This window comes from Catellatospora sp. KI3 (assembly GCF_029948125.1).
Lineage (GTDB): Bacteria > Actinomycetota > Actinomycetes > Mycobacteriales > Micromonosporaceae > Catellatospora.
The window spans coordinates 33259-54089 of sequence record NZ_JASAMB010000028.1; the positions used below are offsets into that span (position 1 = coordinate 33259).

Here is a 20831-nt window from a genome sequence, read left to right on the forward strand (position 1 = left end):
GGCCCCTTCCCAACCTCTCAGGCGGCGGTGCGCAGGCGGGTGCGCAGGGCGGTGATCTCGGCGGAGGTCAGGCCCGAGCTGAGCAGGTAGGCCTCGATCGAGCCGTGGAGCCGGCGCAGGTCGGCGAGGAACACCAGCATCGCCTCGGCGGGGGTGCTGGCCAGGTACGGCTCCAGCGGCAGCTTGCCGGGCCGGTGCCGGTCGCGCCAGGCCAGGAACCGGGCGGTGCCCTGCTCGGTGCGGTGGTAGTCGGCGGCGATGTCGGCGTCGGCGACCCCGCACAGCGCCAGCACCAGGGCGACCACGACGCCGGTGCGGTCGCGGCCGCCCCAGCAGTGCACCACCGCCGGGCCGCAGTCGGGGTCGGCCAGGATCCGCACCGCGGTCGCGATGTCGGCGGCGGCGTGCACCGCCGCCTCGTGGTAGCGCTCGGTCAGGAACGCGGCCACGCCGTCGGCCGGGGAGTAGTCCTCGTGCCGCCACATGGGGTTGTTCAGCGGCACGTTGTGCCAGCGCTCGCACGACCACTGCGGCGCCCGGCCGTAGCGGTCCAGCTCCACCTGCTTGCGCAGGTCGATGACGGTACGGATGCCCAGCGCCGCATACGCCGCCCGGTCGGACTCGGCCAGGTCGCACAGCGCGTCGGAGCGGTAGAGCAGCCCCGACCGCACCGCCGCGCCGTCGGTGGTGGCCACCCCGCCCGCGTCGCGGAAGTTGAAGACGGTGCCCGCGAAGTCCAGCATCCCGGCGCTCAACGCAGCAGCCGCTCGCGCAGCATGCCGATCCGCTCCCGGTGCAGCCCGGAGCCGACCAGGTACTCCTGCACCGACCCGTACCGCTGCCGCAGCTCGCGCAGCGTGAGCAGCATCGCCTCGGCCGGGGTCTGCTGGTAGACCACCGGGGTCGGCACGTTCGCCTGGTCGGGGTGGGTCTGGATGAACCAGCGGGTGAACGCGGCCTCGCTGCGGCCGGTCAGCGCGTAGTCCTGGGCGATCTCCTCGTCGGCGACCCCGAGCAGGTCCAGCGTGAGCGCGACGATCAGGCCGGTGCGGTCCTTGCCCGCCAGGCAGTGCACCACGGTCGGTCCGTTGTCTGCGTCGGTGAGCATCCCGATCACCCGGGCGATGTCGGCCCGCCCGTGGTGGGCCAGCTCCAGGTAGCGTTCGGCCAGCCAGCGGGCCACGCCCGTCTCGGCGGTGTAGGTGCTGTGATCCCACAGCGGGTGCTCCAGGTGGTTGTGCCGCCACACCACCCCGGTCCACTCCGGCACCCGCCCGTAGGAGGCGACCTCGGTGGGGCGGCGCAGGTCGATCACGGTGCGGACGCGCAGCGCCCCGAACGAGTCCCGGTCGGCCTCCACCAGGCGGCTCAGGTTGTCCGACCGGTACACGGTGCCCGACCGGACCACGGCCCCGTCGGCGGCGGGCAGCCCGCCCAGATCACGGAAGTTGAAGACGGCGGTGAACATGATGCTGCGGTCGGGCACGATCGTCACGCCCCTACCGTAGTGTCCGCACCGAGCTCCGCTCCACCGCCGCCCGCCTCGACGCCCCGCCGGGTCAGCCGAGCTGGATGGACCGCTTGGCCAGCCCCATCCAGAACCCGTCGATGACGCTGCGGCGCCGGTCCAGGTCGGACTCGCCGGCGCCCAGGGTCACGAACAGCGGCGCGAAGTGCTCGGTGCGCGGGTGCGCCATCCGGCCCGACGGCGCGGCGTGCAGGAAGTCGAGCAGGCCGTCGATGTCGCGCTCGGCCAGGGCGCGGGCGCCCCAGTCGTCGAACTCGGCGGACCAGCCCTGCACCGGGGCGTCGGCGCCGAGGAACGCGTACGGCATCGCGGCGCGCAGGTTGTGCGTGAAGAAGCCGGAGCCCACGATGAGCACGCCCTCGTCGCGCAGCGGGGCGAGCCGCCGCCCGACCTCCATCAGCGTGCGCGGGTCCAGGGTCGGCATGGACAGCTGCAGCACCGGGACGTCGGCGTCCGGGTACATCTCCTTGAGCGGCACGTACGCGCCGTGGTCGAGGCCGCGGTCGGGCACGTCGACGACCGGGCGGCCGGGGGCGCGCAGCAGGCCGCGCACCTTGGCGGCCAGCTCGGGCGCGCCCGGCGCGGGGTAGGTGACCTCGTAGTAGCGGCGTTCGAAGCCGCCGAAGTCGTACACCAGCGGGACGGTCTCGGTCGCGCCGAGGGCCAGCGGGGCGTTCTCCCAGTGCGCCGAGATCATCAGGATCGCGGTGGGGCGGGGCAGCCCGGCGGACCAGTCGGCCAGCTGGCGGGTCCAGAGCGGGTCGTCCGCCAGCGGCGGAGCGCCATGGCTGAGGTAGAGGGCGGGCATCCGGGTAGTCACGCCGACCATGATACTTGAGCATTCAACTATCCGCACCCGCCCGGCCTCCGACCTGCCGAATCTCTCGGTCGGGGCGCCACGTTGTCCCGAATCGCGGGAGCTTGCTGGCCTGAGCGTCGCAAAAGTGGGACGCTACCGAGCGTGATCCACCTCGTACTGATTATTCGCAGCGAGCGCGCCGGCATCGCCTGAAGTCTCAGGCACCGCCGACGCGCAGACCTCCCGCGACCCGCGGGGGGTCTTTTGTTTTGCCGGGTCAGTTCGGAATCAGGCGTTTCCCGCATGCGGCTCTAGGAGGAGCGACATCATGCAGATCTTCGACACCACGCTGCGCGACGGGGCACAGCGCGAGGGCATCACGTACTCGGTGGCCGACAAACTCGCCGTGGCGCGGCTGCTCGATCAGTTCGGCGTCGGCTTCATCGAGGGCGGCTGGCCCGGCGCCGTGCCCAAGGACACCGAGTTCTTCGCCCGCGCGCAGACCGAGTTGCAGCTCAAGCACGCGGTGCTGGTCGCGTTCGGCTCCACCCGCAAGGCGGGCACCCCGGTCGAGCAGGACGCGCAGATCGCGGGCCTGCTGGCCGCGAACACCCCGGTGGTGTGCCTGGTCGCCAAGTCCGACCGGCGCCACGTGGAGCGCGCGCTGCGCACCACGCTGGAGGAGAACCTGGCCATGGTCCGCGACAGCGTGACCCACCTGCGCGGGCACGGCCGCCGCGTCTTCGTCGACTGCGAGCACTTCTTCGACGGCTTCCGCTTCGACCCCGACTACACCGCCTCGGTGGTGCGCACCGCCCTGGACGCCGGCGCCGAGCGGGTGGTCCTGTGCGACACCAACGGCGGCATGCTGCCCTCGCAGGTCGGCCGGGCGATCGAGGCGCTGTGCGGGCGCCTGGGCATCGAGCCCGACCTGCTCGGCATGCACGCCCAGAACGACACCGCGTGCGCCGTCGCCAACACCCTCGCCGCGGTGGAGGCGGGCGTACGGCACGTGCAGGGCACCGCGAACGGCTACGGCGAGCGCCCCGGCAACGCCGACATCTTCGCCATCACGGCCAACCTGCAACTGAAGCTCGGCATGACCGTCCTACCGGAGGGCTGCCTGGAACAGATGGCGCACGTCTCGCACGCCATCGCCGAGATCGCCAACATCGCACCCGACACCCACCAGGCCTACGTCGGGTCCGCCGCCTTCGCCCACAAGGCGGGGCTGCACGCGAGTGCGATCAAAGTCGACCCCGCGCTCTACAACCACGTGGATCCCGCGGTGGTCGGCAACGACATGACGATCCTCGTCACCGAGATGGCCGGCCGGGCCAGCATCGAGCTCAAGAGCCGAGAGCTCGGGCTGGACCTGGCCGGCCACCCGGAGACCCTGTCGAAGGTCACCAACCGGGTCAAGGAGCTGGAGGCGGCGGGCTGGTCGTTCGAGGCGGCCGACGCGTCGTTCGAGCTGCTGGTGCGCCAGTCGCTGGGGGAGCAGACCACGCCGTTCACGCTGGAGTCGTACCGGGTGATCGTGGAGCACCGCGAGGACGGGGCGGTGGTGAGCGAGGCGACCGTGAAGCTGCGCGTACGCGGCGAGCGGGTGATCGCCACCGCCGAGGGCAACGGCCCGGTGAACGCGCTGGACCAGGCGCTGCGCCAGTCGCTGGCGCGGCACTATCCGCAGCTGGCGGGGCTGGAGCTGGCCGACTACAAGGTGCGCATCCTGGCCGGGTCGCACGGCACCGAGGCGGTGACCCGGGTGCTGGTCGAGACGGTGGACGCCGACGGCCGCGACTGGACCACGGTCGGCGTGCACGAGAACGTGGTCGAGGCGAGCTGGCGGGCGCTGGTCGACGCGCTGGCGTACGGCGTGACCGCGGCGGGGGGTGACCGGCGGGTGCGCTCCGGCCACTGAGCGTGCAAGTTTACTTCATGAACTCATCAGTTCATGTAAGGACTTGACATCGACGTACGTGGTTGGCAAGGTTTCGCCATGCCCCCTCGTACCCTCAGAAAAGCCCTTATCCGGGCACTGACCGTGATCGTGATGGCGGCCGTCGGCTCGACGGCCGCCGTCGTCGTCGGCGGCACCCCCGCCTTCGCCGACGGCTGCTACACCTGGACCCGCAACCTGTCCACCGGCACCTCCGGCGAGGACGTGCGCCAGCTCCAGATCCGCGTCGCGGGTTACCCCGGCTACGGCGGCTTCATGGTCATCGACGGCATCTTCGGCCAGGCGACCAAGGACGCGGTGACCCGCTTCCAGTCGGCGTACGGCCTGGGCGCCGACGGCATCGCCGGACCGCAGACGTACAACAAGATCTACTCGCTGCAGGACGACGACTGCACCCCGATCCACTTCGCCTACTCCGAGCTGAACACCTGCAACAGCACGTGGGCCGGCGGCAACGTCTCGGCCGCCACCGCCAAGGCCAACGCGCTCAAGGTGATGTGGCGCCTGGAGGCGCTGCGGCACGCGCTGGGCGACCAGCCCATCCGCGTCACCTCGGGCTTCCGCAGCCAGGCCTGCAACGCCGCCGTCGGCGGCGCCTCCGACAGCCAGCACCTGTACGGCAACAGCGCCGACCTCGGCGCCGGGGCGCACTCGCTGTGCACCATGGCCAAGCAGGCCCGCTACCACGGCTTCAACGGGATCCTCGGCCCCGGCTACCCCGACCACGGCGACCACGTCCACGCCGACATCCGGTCCAGCCGCTTCTGGTCCGCCTCGCAGTGCTTCTGACCTGCGTCCGCGCCTGAACCGCACCGCCTGACCCGGTCGTCCGGCAGCAGCGCCGCTGCCGGACGACCGCCCGCGCCGGTCCGGACCCCACCGGATCAGCCGAAGCCGAGCCCGTCGCCCGTGGCGCTACGCTGCGTGCCACGGGCTCCCCGCACGGCCCGGGACGGAGGCGGCACCCCATGCTCGACAACCCCTACCGGGCGCCGGACAGCCCGGCCGCCGTGGCGGTCCAGCCCGGCCCGGCCCCCGCGATGAGCCCCGACCAGTACCGTGCCCGCCGGATGTGGCGCGGCGCCGGAATCGCCGCGCTCGGCCACGCGGCCACCGTCGGTGCCGCGACCCTCGCGGCGCTCGCCTTCGCCCGCCCCGGCGACGGCTACTACTACGACTCCGACCTGGAGTCGGCCTACATCGCCACCGGTCTGCTCAGCCAGCTGGTGCTGGGCATGACGGTGCTGGTGTACGGCATCACACGCATCGTCAAGCGCGACAGCCTCGGCGTCGGCCTGCTCGTCGGCTGGGCCGTCGGCCTGCTGGTCACGCCCATCCCGGCGCTGATGGTGCTGACTTCGCTGAACAGCTGACCGCTCCCGCCCGCCGCCGTGCTCCGGTCGGCACCGCCGACCCGGTTGCGGCCGCCGCCTGACCGGTGCGCGAGGTCAGGCCGCCGCCGCGGCGACGGTGAGCGTGCCCGCGTCCACGTCGAGCACGGCCCGGGTGCCCAGCGGCACCGCGGTGTGCTGGGCACCGTGGCCGATCGGCAGGCCGCCGAGCACCGGCAGGCCGAGCCCGGTCAGGCGCTCGGCGAGCACGTCGGCGACGCTGACCGGCCAGCCGTCGGCGCAGTCGGTGAACTGGCCCACGGCGATCCCGGCGACGCGGTCGAGCACGCCGCTGCGGCGCAGGTGGGTCAGCATCCGGTCGACGCGGTACGGCACCTCGCCCACGTCCTCCAGCAGCAGGACCGCCCCGGTCAGGTCCGGCAGGTGCGGCGTGCCCAGGGTGCTGGCCAGCAGCGACAGGTTGCCGCCGAGCAGCACGCCCTCGGCCCGGCCGGACGTGCGCACCGGGTGGGTGTCCTCGGCCGGGTCCGCCTCGACCAGCACCGGTTCGCCGGTCATCAGGGCGTGCCGGGCGCCCCGCGCCGTCAGCGAGTCGGGCCCCTTGTCGAACTGGGCCGCGACCGGTCCGTGCACCGTGGCCAGCCGGGCGCCCTGCCACAGCGCCAGGTGCAGCGAGGTGATGTCGGAGAAGCCCAGCACCAGCTTCGGGTCGCGGCGGACCGCGTCGAGGTCGAGGCCGTCGACGATGCGCTGGGCGCCGTAGCCGCCGCGCGTGCACAGCACCGCCCGCATCCGGTGGTCGGACAGGGCCGCGTTCAGGTCGTCGAGGCGCTGCTCGTCGGTGCCGCCGAGGTAGCCGTGCCGGGCCAGCACGTGCGGGTACACGTGCGGGCGCAGCCCCCAGCCGGTCAGCACCGACACCGCCGCCTCCACCCGCTCGGCGGGCACCGGCCCAGACGGGGACACCAGCGCCACCGTGTCGCCGGGGCGCAGCCGGTCCGGGTGCAGCGTGGGGGTGGTGGGGGCGGGGGCGGCCAGGTCGGTCATGGCCGCAGAGCCTAGCGCGCACAGAACCTTCACAAAGCCCGCCCCCGCGGCGCGGCAACGATCATTAGAGTCCGAGCCCATGCGGAGCATATTGCGGTTCACCGTACGGTCCGTGCTGCCGTGGCTGCTGGTGCTGCCCGGCGCGGTATGGGCGCTGCTGCGCCTGACCGGCTCGGACGAGTGGTACCCGATGACGCAGTTGATCGCGTTCACCCCGTACGTCGCGCTCGGGGCGCTGGTGCCCCTGGTCGGGCTGCTGGTGTGGCGGCGCTGGGCGGCCGCGGCCGCCGCGGCACTGGTCGTGCTGCTGCTGGCGGCGGTGGTGCTGCCTCGGATGACCGCCGACGGCGATGCGCTGGCCGGGGCGAAGGGACCGGCGCTGCGGGTGCTGACCGCCAACGTGCTGGCCGGGTCGGCCAGTTCCAAGGGGCTGGTGGCGCTGGTGCGCGAGCAGCGGGTGGACGTGCTGGCGCTGCAGGAGATGACGCCGAGCTTCGTGGACGAGCTCACCGCGGCCGGGCTGCGCGACGAACTGCCGTACTGGGTGACCTATCCGGAGGGCAACGTGGGCGGCTCGGGGCTGTTCGCGCGGTATCCGCTGCGCGACGACGGGATGCGGCTGAACCCGTGGAACTTCGGGCAGGCCAAGGCGGTGCTGACCATGCCGGGCGGGCAGCAGGTCGCGCTGGAGTCGATGCACCCCACCGCGCCGTCGACCGAGGTGGCGGTGCCGCCGTGGCGGGACAGCTACGCCGACCAGCAGCGGGCCACCCCGGACGGGCCGCTGCGGGTGCTGCTGGGCGACTTCAACGCCACACTGGACCACCACTTCATCCGCGACCTGATCGACACGGGCTACCGGGACGCGGCGGACGTCACCGGGCACGGGCTGATCGGCACGTGGGGGCCGTACGACGGGGACCGGATCCCGCCGGTGGTGCTGGACCGGGTGCTGGCCGACCGGCGGGTGGGCATCCGCGACTACCACGTCCTGTCCCTGCGCGGCAGCGACCACCGCCCCGTCCTGGCCGAGCTCGTCCTCCCCTGATCGTGCCTGTGCAGTTTCGGGGAAAGTGCTCGAATCCGGTCCAAGATTCCTGCAACTTCCCCGAAACTGCACGGACCCCGCGCCCCCGCGGCGGGCTTGAGCGATCGCTCAAAGAGGGCTATCGTCGAGGGTGATCGCTTCGACGGAGCGGCTCGCGGCCCTGTCCCGACGCCGATGGCGGCCGATGTCGTTTTCTGTCAGACCCGTGCGCGAAAGTCTTCGCGTCCGAGTCGGATTCCAGACTTCGAACGGCGCCGGCCACATTGGCAACGGGGGGTGGCCGGCGCCGTTCGGGACCCCTGCCTACGCTGGTCGGGGCAGGAGGGGGAACGATGTCGGACACGAAGCAGCGGCTGCTCGACGGGGCCATGGCCACGCTGCGCGACCACGGCATCGCCGGTGCGTCTGCGCGCACCATCGCCGCCGCCGCCGGGGTCAACCAGGCGCTGGTCTTCTACCACTACGGCAGCGTCGAGGACCTGCTCGTCGCCGCCTGCCGGGCCGGCACCGAGGTCCGGGTCGGCGCCTACCGCGAGCGGCTGGCCTCGGTCACCTCACTGCGCGGGCTGCTCGACGTCGGCCGGGCGCTGCACACCGAGGAGCGAGACCTGGGCAACGTGGCGGTGCTGGCGCAGCTGCTCGCCGGGGCGCAGGGCGGCGGGAAGCTCACCGAGAGCACCGCGCAGGCGCTCGACCTGTGGACCGTCGAGATCGAGCACGTGCTGCGGCGGGTGCTGACCGGCTCGCCCATCGCCGAGATCGCCGACGTGCCGGGGCTGGCCAGAGCGGTCTCGGCCGCGTTCATCGGCCTGGAGCTGTACGAAGGGGTCGACCCTGACGGCGCCCAGCGGGCCATGGCCGCGCTGGAGCAGCTCGCGGTGCTGGTCGAGATGGTCGACGAGCTGGGGCCGGTAGCCCGCCGCGCGCTGCGCTCCCGGGTCACCAAGAAGGCCGCCGCCCGCCGCTCCTGACCAGCACTGGGCTAACCTCGTCGGCGTGGCGACCGCACTGGTGATCGAGAACGACCCGTCCGACGACCTGCGCCGGCTCGGCGACTGGCTGACCGGGGCAGGCCTGGAGCTGGCCGTGCTCAAGCCGCACGCGGGCGACGAACTGCCCGACGACCTCACCGGGTACGCCGCGTTCGTGGTGCTCGGCGGGGAGCAGGACGCGTTCCCGACCGGCGGGGTGCCCGGCGCGCCCTGGTTCCCGAAGCTGGAGGGGCTGCTGCGCAAGGCGGTCAAGCACCGGGTGCCGACGCTGGCGATCTGCCTCGGCGGGCAGCTGCTCGCCCAGGCCCACGGCGGCACGGTCGAGCGGTCCACCATGGGCCCCGAGATCGGTGCCCGGCTGGTGGCCCGCCGCGACGTGGCCGAGTCCGACCCGCTGTGGTGGGCGGTCCCGTTCGCGCCCGACGTGATCCAGTACCACTTCGACGAGATCACCGAGCTGCCGCTCGGGGCGACCCTGCTCGCGGCGTCGCCGCGCTACCCGCACCAGGCGTTCCGGCTCGGCGACCGGGCCTGGGGCACCCAGTTCCACATCGAGTGCGACCTGGACATGTTCGCCGCGTGGATCGAGCACAACCGCGACTGGATGACCGAGCAGGGCTGGCAGCCCGACGGGCTGATCGCGGGCGTCGAGGCGACGCAGGACGACGTGGCCGAGGTGTGGCAGCCGTTCGCCCGGCGCTTCGCCGACCTGGCCCTGGGGCGTACGCCCGAGGTGGACGTGCGCAAGGACCTGCCGCTGCTGGGCTGAGCACCGGCCCGACCGATAGCCTGAGCGCGTGGCGGGCATCGGCAGGCTGGCACGGTTCGGCTTCACTCTCGCGGCGACCGGGCCGGACCCGGTGGCGCTGCTGCGCGGGCTGCGGCTGTGGGACCCCGACGCGCAGCGGCCCGTTGACGAGGAGGGCGCGCTCATCCTGGAGCAGCTCGGCCGCGCCGCCGACCCCGACCTGGCGCTGCGCCAGCTGCACCGCATCTGCGAACGCGAACCTGGTGTGATCGAGCGGCTCGGCGCCGACGAGGACCTGCGCATCCGCCTGCTGACCGTGCTGGGCGCGTCGTCGGCGCTGGGCGACCAGCTCGCCGCGCAGGCCGGGCAGTGGCAGGTGCTCGGCCACACCGTGCCGCCGCGGTACGAGGTGCACAGCGGGCTGGCCGACGTGCCCGCGCTGCGGCAGGGGTACCAGCGGGGGCTGCTGCGGATCGCGGCGGGCGACCTGGCCGACGGGGTCGACGTCGAGACGACGATGGCCGAGATCACCGCGCTGGCCGACGCGACGCTGCGGGCGGCGTACCGGATCGCGCTGGGGCGGGTGGCCACCCGGCCGCGGCTGGCCGTGATCGCGATGGGCAAGTGCGGCGGCGACGAACTGAATTACGTCTCCGACGTGGACGTCATCTTCGTCGCCGCCGAGGACGAGGATCTGAGCGCGGCCACGACCGTGGCGGCGGCGCTGATGGAGATCTGCGGGCATGTGGCCTGGCCGGTGGACGCGGCGCTGCGGCCCGAGGGCGGGCGCGGGCCACTGGTGCGTACGCTGGCCAGTCATCTCGCGTACTACAAGCGCTGGGCGCGTACCTGGGAGTTCCAGGCGCTGCTCAAGGCCCGTCCGGTGGCGGGGGACTCGGGGCTGGGCAAGGCGTGGCTGGCCGCGCTGCAGCCGCTGGTCTGGCACGCCGCCGAGCGGCCCGAGGCGGTCGAGGACGTGCGGGCGATGCGGCGGCGCATCATCGACCAGGTGCCCCGCAACGAGATCGAGCGCGAGATCAAGCGCGGGCCGGGCGGGCTGCGCGACATCGAGTTCGCGGTGCAGCTGCTGCAGCTGGTGCACGGCCGGGGTGACGAGTCGCTGCGCTCGGGCAACTCGCTGCGCGCGCTGCGGTCCCTGGTCGCGGGCGGTTACGTCGGCCGGGGCGACGGCGAGGCGCTGAGCAAGGCGTACCGGTTCCTGCGCAACGTCGAGCACCGGCTGCAGCTGCAGCGGCTGCGGCGTACCCACACGGTGCCCGCCGACGACGGCGGCGCCGGCACCGCCGCGCTGCGCTGGCTGGCCCGAGCGATGAACTACAAGCGGGAGGAGCCCGCGCTCGGGGTCGGCCGCAGCCGCGAGGGGGCCGGGCTCGACCCGGTGGCCGCGTTCCGCGCCGACTGGGTCACCCACGCCGCCGAGGTACGCCGCCTGCACGCCAAACTGCTCTACCGCCCCCTGCTGGCGGCGGTGGCCCGGGTGCCGGCCGACGGCCTGTCGCTGCGCGCCGAGGGCGCCCGGCGCCGCCTGGAGCTGCTCGGCTACGCCGACCCCGCCGGGGCGCTGCGGCACCTCGAGGCGCTGACCGCCGGGGTGTCGCGCACCGCCGCGATCCAGCGCACCCTGCTGCCGGTGCTGCTGGCCGAGTTCGCCGACGCACCCAACCCCGACGCCGGGCTGCTGGCCTACCGGCAGGTCTCCGACACCATGGGCAGCACCCCCTGGTACCTGCGGCTGCTGCGCGACGAGGGCCCGGTGGCGCTGCGGCTGGCCCGGGTGCTGGACAGCTCCCGGTACCTCACCGATCTGCTCACCCGCGACCCGGAGGCGCTGCGGCTGCTCGCCGACGACACGGAGCTGGCGCTGCGCATCCGCGAGCCGCTCTGCGACGGGCTGGCCGCGGCCGCGGCCCGCCACCCCGACCCGCGCGCGGCGGTGGCCGCCGTGCGCGCGATGCGCCGCCGGGAGCTGTTCCGCATCGGCTGCGCCGACCTGCTCAGCGGCGCCGGTGAGCTGGCCCCGGCCCGCCCGGTCGACGTGCTGGAGGTCGGGCAGGGCCTGGCCGACCTCACCGACGCGACCCTCGGCGCCGCGCTGGCCGTGGCCCGCCAGGCCGCCGGGGCGCCGCCGGAGTTCCGCTTCACCATCATCGGCATGGGCCGCCTGGGCGGCGCCGAGCTGAGCTACCCCAGCGACGCCGACGTGCTCTTCGTGTACGAGCCGGCCCCCGGCATGCGTGACGACGAGGCCAACGGTGTCGCCCTGGCCATCGCCGAGCAGCTGCGCACCCTGCTGTCGGCCCCGGCGCCGGACCCGCCGCTGGGCGTGGACGCGGACCTGCGCCCCGAGGGCCGCCAGGGGCCGCTGGTGCGCAGCCTGGCCGCCTACCAGCGCTACTACGCCACGTGGTCGCAGATATGGGAGGCGCAGGCGCTGCTGCGGGCCCGGCCGGTGGCGGGCGACGCGGACCTCGCCCACCGCTTCACCGCGCTGATCGACCCGATCCGCTACCCGGTCGACGGGCTGCGCCGGGAGCAGATCACCGAGATCCGCCGGATCAAGGCGCGGGTGGAGAGCGAGCGGCTGCCCCGGGGCGCCGACCCGCTCACCCACACCAAGCTGGGCCGGGGCGGCATCGCCGACGTCGAGTGGACCGTGCAGCTGTGGCAGCTGCGCCACGGCCACGAGATCGACGCCCTGCGCAGCACCCGCACGCTGGTCGCGCTGCGCGCCGCGCACGAGGCCGACCTGGTCTCGGTCGAGGACGCCGAGGTGCTCGACACGGCCTGGACCCTGTGCTCGCGGGTGCGCAACGCGCTGACGCTGATCCGCGGCCGCGCCGTCGACCAGCTGCCCCGCCACGGCGACGAGCTCGCGGGCGTGGCCCGCATCCTCGCCGCGGGCGATCCAGGGGAGTTCCTGGACGAATACCTCAAAACCACCCGGCGCGCCCGCGCCGCCGTCGAGCGACTGTTCCACGCGTGAGCCCACACCTCATGCGGTGTACCCACACCACATGAGGTGTGGCCCGGTGACACGGACCCGCCGCCGACCGTGCTCCAGCCGTGATCGTTTTCGAAACGCGCCTGGCGTACTGTGTGCCCCGTGACGCTGTATGTGGTCGGTGACGTGCATGGACACCTTGTGCCGCTGACCCGGGCGCTGCGGAGCACGGGCCTGCTCGACGAGCACGGGGCGTGGTCCGGCGGCGACGCGCGGCTGTGGTTCCTCGGCGACCTGACCGACCGGGGGCCGGACGGGCTCGGCGTGATCGACCTGATCCGGCGGCTGCAGGGCGAGGCGCAGGCGGCGGGCGGCCAGGTCGGCTGCGTCATCGGCAACCACGACATGCTGCTGTACGGCAGCAGGCACACGCCCCACTCCGCCGTCACCGAACTGCGCGACATCGTCTCCGTCTGGGCCCTGAACGGCGGCCAGGAGGCCGACCTCGCCGGGCTCGACGACGAACGCTGCGACTGGCTGGCCGACCTGCCCGCGGTGGCGCTGGTCGACGACCACCTGCTCATCCACGCCGACACCCTGGCCTACCTGGAGTTCGGCGCCACCATCGACGAGATCAACGCCGCGGTGCGGCAGATCATGCGCGACCGCGACGCCGAGACGTTCGGACGCAACACCCGCCTGCTGTTCCGCCGCTTCGAATTCCTGTCCGCCGGCGGCCCCGACAACGCCCGCGAGCTGCTGGCCAAGCTCGGCGGCAGCCGCATCGTGCACGGCCACTCCACCATCCCGGAGACCTTCGGCGTGCCCCCGGAGATCGTCTGCGCCCCCGTCGTGTACGCCGACGGCCTGGCGGTGGCCGTCGACACCGGCATCTCCCTCGGCGCGGCCTGCCTGGTCGTCCCGCTCCCGCTCCAGACCTAGCCAGGCCGAAAGGAAGGGCCCCCTCTTATCGCAATGCGATGTAGAGGGGGCCCTTCTTAACCTTGCGGCCGCTACGGGGTGAGCGTCAGGACCTGCTTGGTCTCCTGGTCGGTGCCGAAGCGGAACGGCAGCAGCCGCCCGGTGCGCCACAGCTCGAACTGGTCGCTGTAGTTGTCGTGGAAGGCGTGGCCCGAGTTGCCCGTCAACTGCACCCAGCGGGAGTCGTTCAGGTCCGCCAGGTTGACGATCATGCGCATGGACGGCACCGCGTCGACCTCGTACCCGTCGCCCGCGCTCCAGCCCGTCGCGTTGACGATCGAGTCGCCGCCGGACACCCCGGCCGCGGGCTCGTTGAACAGCCACTCGATCGGCCCGATGCCCGACTCGCCGAACGTGGCGTGGGTCGGCGTCAGCGTGTGCATGGCGCCCCAGCGCCACTTCGACACGTCCTCGCCCTGCGCCTCGGCCAGCTCCTTCACCGCGTCCGACATGGCCCGGACCAGGATGTCGTCGCGCTTCTCCACGGTCGGGGTGGACTTCACGTCCCAGTACGCGTCGTCCGGCTTGTCCAGCAGCGCCTTGACCACCTCGAACCACCGGTCGCCGCCGTCGGGCGTGTAGTCGGCCGGGATCTCGTCGAAGGTCAGCAGCAGCAGGTTGCGCCAGATCGCGTTGTAGTACGCCGCGGCCGCCGAGTCCTCACCCTGCTGGAAGTCCCAGCCCTGCAGCAGCCTGTCCGCGTCCTGCTCGACCTTCGACCGGCCGCCGCGCTGGTCGGCCTGCAGCACCGGGATCAGCGTCGGGGCGAAGCCGTTGCGGTTGTCGAACTGCATCTGCCGCACGTCCTCCAGCGTGATGCCGGACTTCGCCTGGATCATGTCGTTGATCCGCTGGCTGCGGTAGCCGAAGCTCCAGTCGTCGGTCAGGTGGTGCTGGTACTGGTCGCCGATCACCTTCTGGTTCGCGGTGGCGATGTACCCCTGCTCGGGGTTGAACACGCTGGGCAGTTCCGCGAACGGGATGTAACCGGTCCAGTCGTATCTGCTGTCCCAGCCCTGCGCGAACCACCGGCCGTCGGCCTGCGCGCCCCGCACCGGGATGCGGCCGGGGGACTGGTAGCCGATGTTGCCGTCGACGTCGGCGTACACGATGTTCTGCGCGGGCACCTCGAACAGCGCCGCGGCGGCCCGGAACTCGGTCCAGTCCTTCGCCTTGTTCAGCGCGAACAGCGCGTCGGCGGTGCGGCCCGGGTCCAGCGCGGTCCAGCGGATCGCCAGGCCGTACTCCCCGCCCAGCTTCTTCAGGCTGTCGCTGGCGTCGGACAGCAGCGGACCGTGCTTGCTGGACCGGACCGTGATGGTCACGTCCTGGCCGCCCGCGACCTTGATGACCTCCTGGCGGGTGGTCAGCGGCTGCCACACCCCGTCGACCTCGACCTTGTCGCCGTCGAGCTTCTCCAGGTACATGTCGATCACGTCGGGGTCGAGGTTGGTGAAGCCCCACGCGATCCGGTCGTTGTGGCCGATCACCACGCCGGGCACGCCGGAGAAGGTGAAGCCGGCGACCTTGGTGCCGCACTCGCAGAACAGGCCCATCTGGTACCAGATGCCGGGCTGGCTCGGGCTCAGGTGCGGGTCGTTGGCCAGGATCGGCTTGCCGGTCGCGGTCCGCTTGCCGGAGATCACCCAGGAGTTCGAGCCGATGCCGTCGCCGTCGGCGTTGCCCATCAGGCCCGGCAGCTTCGCCAGGCCCTCGGCCAGGTCCAGCAGCCCGCCCGCGGGCAGCGACACGGTGTCGGCCTTCGGGGTCGTCGTGGTCGGCTCACCCTTGGCGTTCTGGTCGAAGGCCCCGTTCACCACGGCACCGCCGGGCACGATCGGCACGTTCCGGTCCACCGGGTACGCCGGGTAGAGCTGCTCTACCTGCTCGGTCGACAGCCCCGACGCCTTCAGCGCCTCCCGGCGGATCTCGGTCTCCATGTTGCCGCGCAGGTCCCACGCCATCGCCTTGAGCCAGGCGAGGCTGTCGGCGGCCTGCCACGGCTCCACCACGTAGTCGGAGTTCTGCAGCCCGAGGATGCTGTACTCCAGGCTCAGCGTGCCCGAGGCGGCGAAGCCGTCACCCTGCCGGTCGGTGTTGGCGGCCAGCCACGCGTTCACGCCGTCGGCGTACGCCCTCAGGCCCTGCTGCGCCTGCGGCGACAGCAGCCCCACCTCCTGCTCGGCCACCCGGCGCCAGCCCATGGTGCGCAGGTACCTGTCCGTCTCCAGCTGGCTCTCCCCGAACAGCTCGGAGATCCGGCCCGCGGTGACGTGGCGGCGGAAGTCCATCTCCCAGAACCGGTCCTGGGCGTGCAGGTAGCCCTGCGCCCGGAACAGGTCGTCGGAGGTCTTCGCGAACACCTGCGGAATGCCGTACTCGTCGCGCTTCACGGTGACGGGCGCGGACAGGCCGGGCAGGGACAGGGTGCCGTCCTGGGTCGGGAAGGCGCGGCGCACGGACCACACTCCGAGCCCGGTGGCGACGATGGCGAGGACCACCACCACCCCGAGGGTCCAGAGCGCGACCTTGCGCAGGCGGCGGAGGAAAGTACGTGGGGGTTTCACGTTGGCGGAGTCTACGCACCGGGTGTGATCAGCGTTACCGCCAGGTAACGGAAATCCCCCGTACGGCCGGTCGCGGCTGACCGAACCGCTCCGTGCCAGGTGGGGGCAGGTGTCGCACAGGCGACGGCTTCCGGCCACCCCGGGCATCTAGGCTCATGCCCGTCTTGGCTTCACCCCTTAGGGAGCAATGGCATGTACCTGCTCAACAAGCAGTTCTGGATCGGCACCATGGAGCGTGCGATCAAGACCTTCGTCCAGGCCCTGATCGCGGCGTTCGGAGTCGGCTCGTTCAGCGGCGCCGTCGGGGTCGACGTCACCGCCATCGAGTGGCGCGGGGCGCTGTCGCTGGCGGTCAGCGCCGCCCTGCTGTCGGTGCTGATGTCGATCGGATCTGGCCCGATCGGCGCCGCGAACAGCCCCAGCCTCGTCGGGGCGGCCGCCCCGCTGCTGGGCGCCTCCCCGGCCGCCGTCGCCGTGGCCACCGCCACCGCCACCGCCGAACCCGCCGCCCCGGCCCCCACTCCGGCCCCCGCCGCCGCCCCCGACGACGCCCCCGCCCCCGCGCGGAAGTAGCGCGCAGTTTCGGGGAAGTTGCACGAATCTTGGTCGCGTTTCCCGCACTATCCCCGAAACTGCACCGACTGCCAGCAAGCAGAAAGGGCCGGGCGAGAGCCCGGCCCTTTCTGCTTGCTGACTGACTACATCAGCAATCGAAGTACATCTGGAACTCGTGCGGGGTCGGACGCAGGCGGACCGGGTCGATCTCGTTGGACCGCTTGTAGTCGATCCAGGTCTCGATCAGGTCGCTGGTGAACACGCCACCGGCCTGCAGGTAGTCGTTGTCCTTCTCGAGCGAGTTCAGGACGTCCGACAGCGAGCCCGGCACCTGGGTCACGTTCGCGACCTCCTCCGGCGGCAGGTCGTAGAGGTCCTTGTCGATCGGAGCCGGGGGCTCGATCTTGTTGCGGATACCGTCCAGACCGGCCATCAGCATCGCCGAGAACGCCAGGTACGGGTTCGACGACGGGTCGGGGCAGCGGAACTCGATGCGCTTGGCCTTCGCGTTCGTGCCGGTGACCGGGATACGGGTGCAGGCGGAGCGGTTGCGCTGCGAGTACACCAGGTTGACCGGCGCCTCGAAGCCCGGCACCAGGCGGCGGTACGAGTTGACCGACGGGTTGGTGAAGGCCAGCAGCGACGGCGCGTGGTGCAGCAGACCGCCGATGTACCAGCGGGCCATGTCCGACAGGCCGGCGTAGCCGGTCTCGTCGTAGAACAGCGGCTCGCCGCCCAGCCAGAGGCTCTGGTGGGTGTGCATGCCCGAGCCGTTGTCACCGAACAGCGGCTTCGGCATGAAGGTCGCCGTCTTGCCGGCCTGCCAGGCGGTGTTCTTGATGACGTACTTGAACAGCTGCATCTGGTCGCCGGAGGCGAGCAGCGTCGAGAACTTGTAGTTGATCTCAGCCTGACCGGCGGTGCCGACCTCGTGGTGGCCGCGCTCGACGGTGTAGCCGAGGTTCACCAGGTTGGTCACCATGGTGTCGCGCAGGTCCGCGTAGTGGTCGGTTGGCGCGACCGGGAAGTAGCCGCCCTTGTAGCCGGGCTTGTAGCCGCGGTTGGCCGAGCCGTCGGCGTTGGTGGCCGCACCCGTGTTCCAGGCGCCCTCGATCGAGTCGATGTGGTAGAACGCCTGGTTCGCCTGGGTGGAGTAGCGGATCGAGTCGAAGATGTAGAACTCCGCCTCGGCGCCGAAGTACGCGGTGTCGGCGATGCCGCTGGCGGCCAGGTACGCCTCGGCCTTCTTCGCCACGTTGCGCGGGTCACGCGAGTAGGCCTCACGCGTGAACGGGTCGTGGATGAAGAAGTTCAGCGCCAGCGTCTTCTGGATCCGGAACGGGTCGATGAACGCCGTGGTCACGTCCGGCAGCAGCAGCATGTCCGACTCGTGGATCTGCTGGAAGCCGCGGATGGACGAGCCGTCGAAGGCGAGGCCGTCGGAGAAGACGCTCGCGTCGAACGACTGCACCGGCACCGTGAAGAACTGCATCACGCCGGGCAGGTCACAGAAGCGGACGTCGACGAACTTGACGTCTTCGTCCTTGATGTACCGAAGCAGTTCTTCGGAGTTGGCGAACACACGTCCTCCTGGCACGGATGGTCTCTGGGAGCTCACGGCCCCCACTCAGCACATCTCTCGGGGGCTCTTCCCTGGGAAACGCGGCCGACGGCGCTGCGTTGCGTCGGGTGGCCATTGGCTGGTCGCGACGCTAGAACCGCGGCGTTGCCCGGCCGTGTCAGTTTTGTTTCGGCCGTGTTACGTCACCTGTAAACCGGCCCGGTGGGGGTCCGTCGACCCGGGCGGTACGCTCACCGGGTGACAGACGCCTCGCTACCTGCTGTTCCGTCGTTGGCCCGGCGCTTCGGCGCCCTGCTGCTCGACTGGATGCTGTGCGTCCTGATCGCCGGGATCTTCGCCCGCCCGATGGTGGACGGTTGGGCCCCGGTTGTCGTGCTCGTTGCCGAATACACCTTTTTCGTGGGCCTGTTCGGCCAGACGCCCGGCATGCGTCTGGCGAAGATTACCTGCCTCGGCGAGCAGACGGGTCAGCCGGTCGGCCTACTTCGCGGCGCCCTGCGCGGCATCCTGCTCGCCCTGGTCATCCCGGCCCTGGTGATGGACCCCGAGCGCCGCGGCCTGCACGACCGCGCCGCCGGCACCCTCATCCGCCCCGCCGCCTGACCCGCCCGGTCGATCCGCCCCCGCTGGTCCCGCCCCGCCTTTTATTGACGCTGGCCTATCTGGAAGACGGTTTCGGACAAAACTGTCTTCTAGATAGGCTAGCGTCGATTTAAGGCGGGACGGGTGGGGTGCGGCGACGGATCAGCCGGGCGCGCGCCGGTCACACGGACGGTGCGGTCAACCGGGCGCGGCGCAGGGCCGGGACCGCGAGGCACAGCACCGCCGCGAGCAGCTCCAGCGAGGCGCTGCCCGCGAACGTGGCCACCGTTCCGAACGCCCCGGCCGCGGCGCCCACCGCCGCGATCGCCAGCGGCGTCACCCCCAGGCTCGCCAGCGTGTTCACGCTCGCGATCCGCCCCCGGTGGGTGTCGGCGGTGTGCCCCTGCACCAGCGCCGACAGCAGCACCCCGAGCGGCCCGCTGGTGAGCCCCACGACGGCCGTGGCGGCCACCGCCCACACCTGGGCCGGGGCGAGCGCGACCGCGAACACGGCCACCCCCTGGACCGCCGCGCCGAGGGCCAGCACCGGGCCGAGGCTGCGCTTCGGGCGTACCCGCAGCATGGCGAGGCTGCCCAGCGCGGCGCCGGCGCCGAACCCGGCGAGCATGGCCCCGATGCCGCCCGCGCCCCAGCCCCGGTCGGCCGCGACCAGCGCGAGCCCGACGTTCATCGGCCCGACGAAACCGATGTTGACCAGCAGGGACACCCCGAGCGTGCCGCGCAGCACGCGGTGGCCGGCCAGGTACCGCAGGCCCTCGCGGATCGAGGCGCCCAGCGGGGTGCGGACGGTGGCGGCGGGGGCGGGTGCCGGGCGCACCGACCACAGCGCCAGCACTGAGATGGCGAAGGTGACCGCGTTGACCAGGCAGGCCAGCGGCAGGCCGCCCAGCGGCAGCAGCAGGCCGCCCAGCGGCGCGCCGAGGGTCAGCGCCAGGCGCGCGGCCAGGCCGGACAGGGCCAGCCCGCTGGTGAGCTGCGCGGGGGCCAGCAGGCGCGGCGGCATGGTGGCCGCGGCGGGCAGGAACAGCGCGTCGGCGACACCGAACGCGAGCGCGACCACCACCAGCAGCGCGACGCTCGGCTGGGCGAGCGCGACGGCGGCGGTGACCAGGGCGATCGCACCCCGGGCCAGGTCGCTGCCGATCATGAGGCGGCGCGGGCTGTACCGGTCGACGATCGCCCCGCCGAACAGCAGGAGCAGCAGCCGCGGCACCGAGGAGACGGCCAGGACGGCGCCCGCGGTGGCCGGGTCGGCGAGCTGTACCGCCGTGTACGACAGCGCGACGTACCAGACCTGGTCGCCGAGGACGGACACGGCCTGGCCGGCCACGTAGCGCAGGTAGCCGGGTTCGCGGTGGACGGGCCGGGCCGGGGTGGCCGCCGGGGCGGGGGTGAGGGTGGCGGTGGTCATGCGGGGCGCTCCAGGGGGTTCGCGGCGGTCAGGGACGCTCGGGGAAGGCGTGGAAGAAGAGGAAGACGTGCTCGCGATCGGGGTCGGGCTCCGGGGCGGCGGCGCGTTCGCGGCCGAGGCGGGCCCAGCGCACCAGTACCCCGTGCAGCTCGCCGGTGAGCTCGGCCAGCTCGTCGGCGGTGAGCCGCAGGAACGAGTCGCTGCTGGTCGCGGCGGCCTGCCAGGCGGGGCTCCAGGTCTCGCGGGCGCGCTCGTAGGCGCGTACCCGCTCGAACTCGTCGATGACGACCTGGGCCTTGGCCGCGGCGGCGACGGCCTGGGCCTCCGGGGTGGTGAAGTCGACGTGCGCCCAGCCGGTGGAGCCGGGCACGGCGCGCCACCAGCGCTCGCGGCGGTCGCGGGCCAGCTCCGGCACATCCTCGACGAAGCCGTGCCGGGCCAGTTCGCGCAGGTGGTAGCTGGTCTGCCCGGGGTCGGTGCCCAGTCGCCGGGACAGGGTCGCGCCGGTCGACGGCCCGAGCTGCACCAGCAGCCGGTACAGCTTCTGCCGGATCGGCTGCGCCAGCCCTTTGAGCGCCTGCGGATCGGTGATGCGTCGCATGATCCATACGCTAGATCAAGTATTCGCGTTCCGGAAGGTTCCTACTGGATCTCATGATTATCGATGTATGTGGCCACGAAAAAGGCACCCTG

Annotated in this window: 18 protein-coding genes; 10 read left to right on the forward strand and 8 right to left on the reverse strand. The window is 72.4% G+C overall.

Going from position 1 to position 20831, the window contains the following annotated elements; translation table 11 throughout:
• Nucleotides 1-17 precede the first annotated feature (17 nt).
• From QEZ54_RS31585 to QEZ54_RS31595, 3 genes are all read right to left on the reverse strand, one after another.
• A complete protein-coding gene (locus QEZ54_RS31585) occupies nt 18-755 on the reverse strand; it encodes a tyrosine-protein phosphatase (RefSeq protein ID WP_281308409.1) in 738 nt (245 codons plus the stop codon).
• Nucleotides 752-1495 carry a tyrosine-protein phosphatase gene (locus tag QEZ54_RS31590; protein WP_281308410.1) on the reverse strand — a complete coding sequence of 248 codons (744 nt, stop codon included), beginning with the start codon at nt 1493-1495 and terminating at the stop codon, nt 752-754. The genes QEZ54_RS31585 and QEZ54_RS31590 overlap by 4 nt, the downstream gene beginning before the upstream one ends.
• A 64-nt stretch (nt 1496-1559) precedes the next feature.
• Nucleotides 1560-2348 (reverse strand): class III extradiol ring-cleavage dioxygenase, encoded by a 789-nt coding sequence (locus tag QEZ54_RS31595; protein ID WP_281308411.1) that lies wholly within the window; start codon nt 2346-2348, stop codon nt 1560-1562.
• A 307-nt stretch (nt 2349-2655) separates the two neighbouring features.
• On the opposite strand from QEZ54_RS31595, the gene cimA reads away from it, so the two are divergent.
• The 3 genes from cimA to QEZ54_RS31610 all read left to right on the forward strand — a co-directional run bounded on the left by cimA (nt 2656) and on the right by QEZ54_RS31610 (nt 5663).
• Entirely contained in the window at nt 2656-4251 is a 1596-nt protein-coding gene (cimA, locus tag QEZ54_RS31600) for a citramalate synthase (RefSeq protein WP_281308412.1), read from the forward strand.
• A 132-nt stretch (nt 4252-4383) separates the two neighbouring features.
• The gene (locus tag QEZ54_RS31605; RefSeq protein ID WP_281308453.1) at nt 4384-5079 is read left to right on the forward strand and encodes a D-Ala-D-Ala carboxypeptidase family metallohydrolase; all 696 of its coding nucleotides are present in this window, start codon (nt 4384-4386) and stop codon (nt 5077-5079) included.
• Nucleotides 5080-5258: 179 nt separating this feature from the next.
• The gene (locus QEZ54_RS31610) at nt 5259-5663 is read left to right on the forward strand and encodes a hypothetical protein (protein WP_281308413.1); all 405 of its coding nucleotides are present in this window, start codon (nt 5259-5261) and stop codon (nt 5661-5663) included.
• Nucleotides 5664-5738: 75 nt separating this feature from the next.
• Here QEZ54_RS31610 and QEZ54_RS31615 read toward each other — a convergent pair whose 3' ends face one another.
• The gene (locus QEZ54_RS31615; protein ID WP_281308414.1) at nt 5739-6689 is read right to left on the reverse strand and encodes an LD-carboxypeptidase; all 951 of its coding nucleotides are present in this window, start codon (nt 6687-6689) and stop codon (nt 5739-5741) included.
• A gap of 79 nt (nt 6690-6768) precedes the next feature.
• Here QEZ54_RS31615 and QEZ54_RS31620 point away from each other — a divergent pair, with 79 nt between their 5' ends.
• The 5 genes from QEZ54_RS31620 (at nt 6769) to QEZ54_RS31640 (ending at nt 13381) form a co-directional block, all read left to right on the forward strand.
• Nucleotides 6769-7737, forward strand: a complete 969-nt coding sequence (locus tag QEZ54_RS31620) for an endonuclease/exonuclease/phosphatase family protein (protein ID WP_281308415.1) — start codon at nt 6769-6771, stop codon at nt 7735-7737.
• A gap of 332 nt (nt 7738-8069) precedes the next feature.
• A complete protein-coding gene (locus QEZ54_RS31625; RefSeq protein WP_281308416.1) occupies nt 8070-8708 on the forward strand; it encodes a TetR/AcrR family transcriptional regulator in 639 nt (212 codons plus the stop codon).
• A 25-nt stretch (nt 8709-8733) separates the two neighbouring features.
• Nucleotides 8734-9498: a type 1 glutamine amidotransferase gene (locus tag QEZ54_RS31630; protein WP_281308417.1), complete on the forward strand. Its 765-nt coding sequence runs from the start codon at nt 8734-8736 to the stop codon at nt 9496-9498.
• 46 nt (nt 9499-9544) lie between these two features.
• Entirely contained in the window at nt 9545-12481 is a 2937-nt protein-coding gene (locus QEZ54_RS31635; protein ID WP_281308454.1) for a bifunctional [glutamine synthetase] adenylyltransferase/[glutamine synthetase]-adenylyl-L-tyrosine phosphorylase, read from the forward strand.
• Nucleotides 12482-12601: 120 nt separating this feature from the next.
• Nucleotides 12602-13381 carry a metallophosphoesterase gene (locus tag QEZ54_RS31640; protein ID WP_281308418.1) on the forward strand — a complete coding sequence of 260 codons (780 nt, stop codon included), beginning with the start codon at nt 12602-12604 and terminating at the stop codon, nt 13379-13381.
• Nucleotides 13382-13452: 71 nt separating this feature from the next.
• Here QEZ54_RS31640 and QEZ54_RS31645 read toward each other — a convergent pair whose 3' ends face one another.
• Complete coding sequence (locus QEZ54_RS31645; RefSeq protein WP_281308419.1) at nt 13453-15987, reverse strand: penicillin acylase family protein; 2535 nt, start codon at nt 15985-15987, stop codon at nt 13453-13455.
• A gap of 192 nt (nt 15988-16179) precedes the next feature.
• Between QEZ54_RS31645 and QEZ54_RS31650 the strand changes: the two genes are divergently transcribed.
• The gene (locus tag QEZ54_RS31650) at nt 16180-16560 is read left to right on the forward strand and encodes a holin (RefSeq protein ID WP_281308420.1); all 381 of its coding nucleotides are present in this window, start codon (nt 16180-16182) and stop codon (nt 16558-16560) included.
• Nucleotides 16561-16690: 130 nt separating this feature from the next.
• On the opposite strand, the gene glnA is transcribed toward QEZ54_RS31650, so the two are convergent.
• Nucleotides 16691-18124: a type I glutamate--ammonia ligase gene (gene glnA / locus QEZ54_RS31655; RefSeq protein WP_281308421.1), complete on the reverse strand. Its 1434-nt coding sequence runs from the start codon at nt 18122-18124 to the stop codon at nt 16691-16693.
• Between the two features lie 237 nt (nt 18125-18361).
• Between glnA and QEZ54_RS31660 the strand changes: the two genes are divergently transcribed.
• A complete protein-coding gene (locus tag QEZ54_RS31660) occupies nt 18362-18727 on the forward strand; it encodes an RDD family protein (RefSeq protein WP_281308422.1) in 366 nt (121 codons plus the stop codon).
• Nucleotides 18728-18887: 160 nt separating this feature from the next.
• Here QEZ54_RS31660 and QEZ54_RS31665 read toward each other — a convergent pair whose 3' ends face one another.
• Nucleotides 18888-20138, reverse strand: coding sequence for an MFS transporter (locus QEZ54_RS31665; RefSeq protein WP_281308423.1), 1251 nt, complete (start codon nt 20136-20138; stop codon nt 18888-18890).
• Nucleotides 20139-20166: 28 nt separating this feature from the next.
• Nucleotides 20167-20739, reverse strand: coding sequence for a helix-turn-helix domain-containing protein (locus QEZ54_RS31670; protein ID WP_281308424.1), 573 nt, complete (start codon nt 20737-20739; stop codon nt 20167-20169).
• Nucleotides 20740-20831 lie beyond the last annotated feature (92 nt).

What these genes read in the sequence shown, in the direction of transcription:
- QEZ54_RS31650 (WP_281308420.1), top strand. Translation starts at nt 16,180, where the DNA reads ATGTACCTGCTCAACAAGCAGTTCTGGATCGGCACCATGGAGCGTGCG.
- QEZ54_RS31665 (WP_281308423.1), bottom strand. Translation starts at nt 20,138, where the DNA reads ATGACCACCGCCACCCTCACCCCCGCCCCGGCGGCCACCCCGGCCCGG.
- cimA (WP_281308412.1), top strand. Translation starts at nt 2,656, where the DNA reads ATGCAGATCTTCGACACCACGCTGCGCGACGGGGCACAGCGCGAGGGC.
- QEZ54_RS31670 (WP_281308424.1), bottom strand. Translation starts at nt 20,739, where the DNA reads ATGCGACGCATCACCGATCCGCAGGCGCTCAAAGGGCTGGCGCAGCCG.
- QEZ54_RS31610 (WP_281308413.1), top strand. Translation starts at nt 5,259, where the DNA reads ATGCTCGACAACCCCTACCGGGCGCCGGACAGCCCGGCCGCCGTGGCG.
- QEZ54_RS31605 (WP_281308453.1), top strand. Translation starts at nt 4,384, where the DNA reads ATGGCGGCCGTCGGCTCGACGGCCGCCGTCGTCGTCGGCGGCACCCCC.
- QEZ54_RS31620 (WP_281308415.1), top strand. Translation starts at nt 6,769, where the DNA reads ATGCGGAGCATATTGCGGTTCACCGTACGGTCCGTGCTGCCGTGGCTG.
- QEZ54_RS31625 (WP_281308416.1), top strand. Translation starts at nt 8,070, where the DNA reads ATGTCGGACACGAAGCAGCGGCTGCTCGACGGGGCCATGGCCACGCTG.
- QEZ54_RS31615 (WP_281308414.1), bottom strand. Translation starts at nt 6,689, where the DNA reads ATGACCGACCTGGCCGCCCCCGCCCCCACCACCCCCACGCTGCACCCG.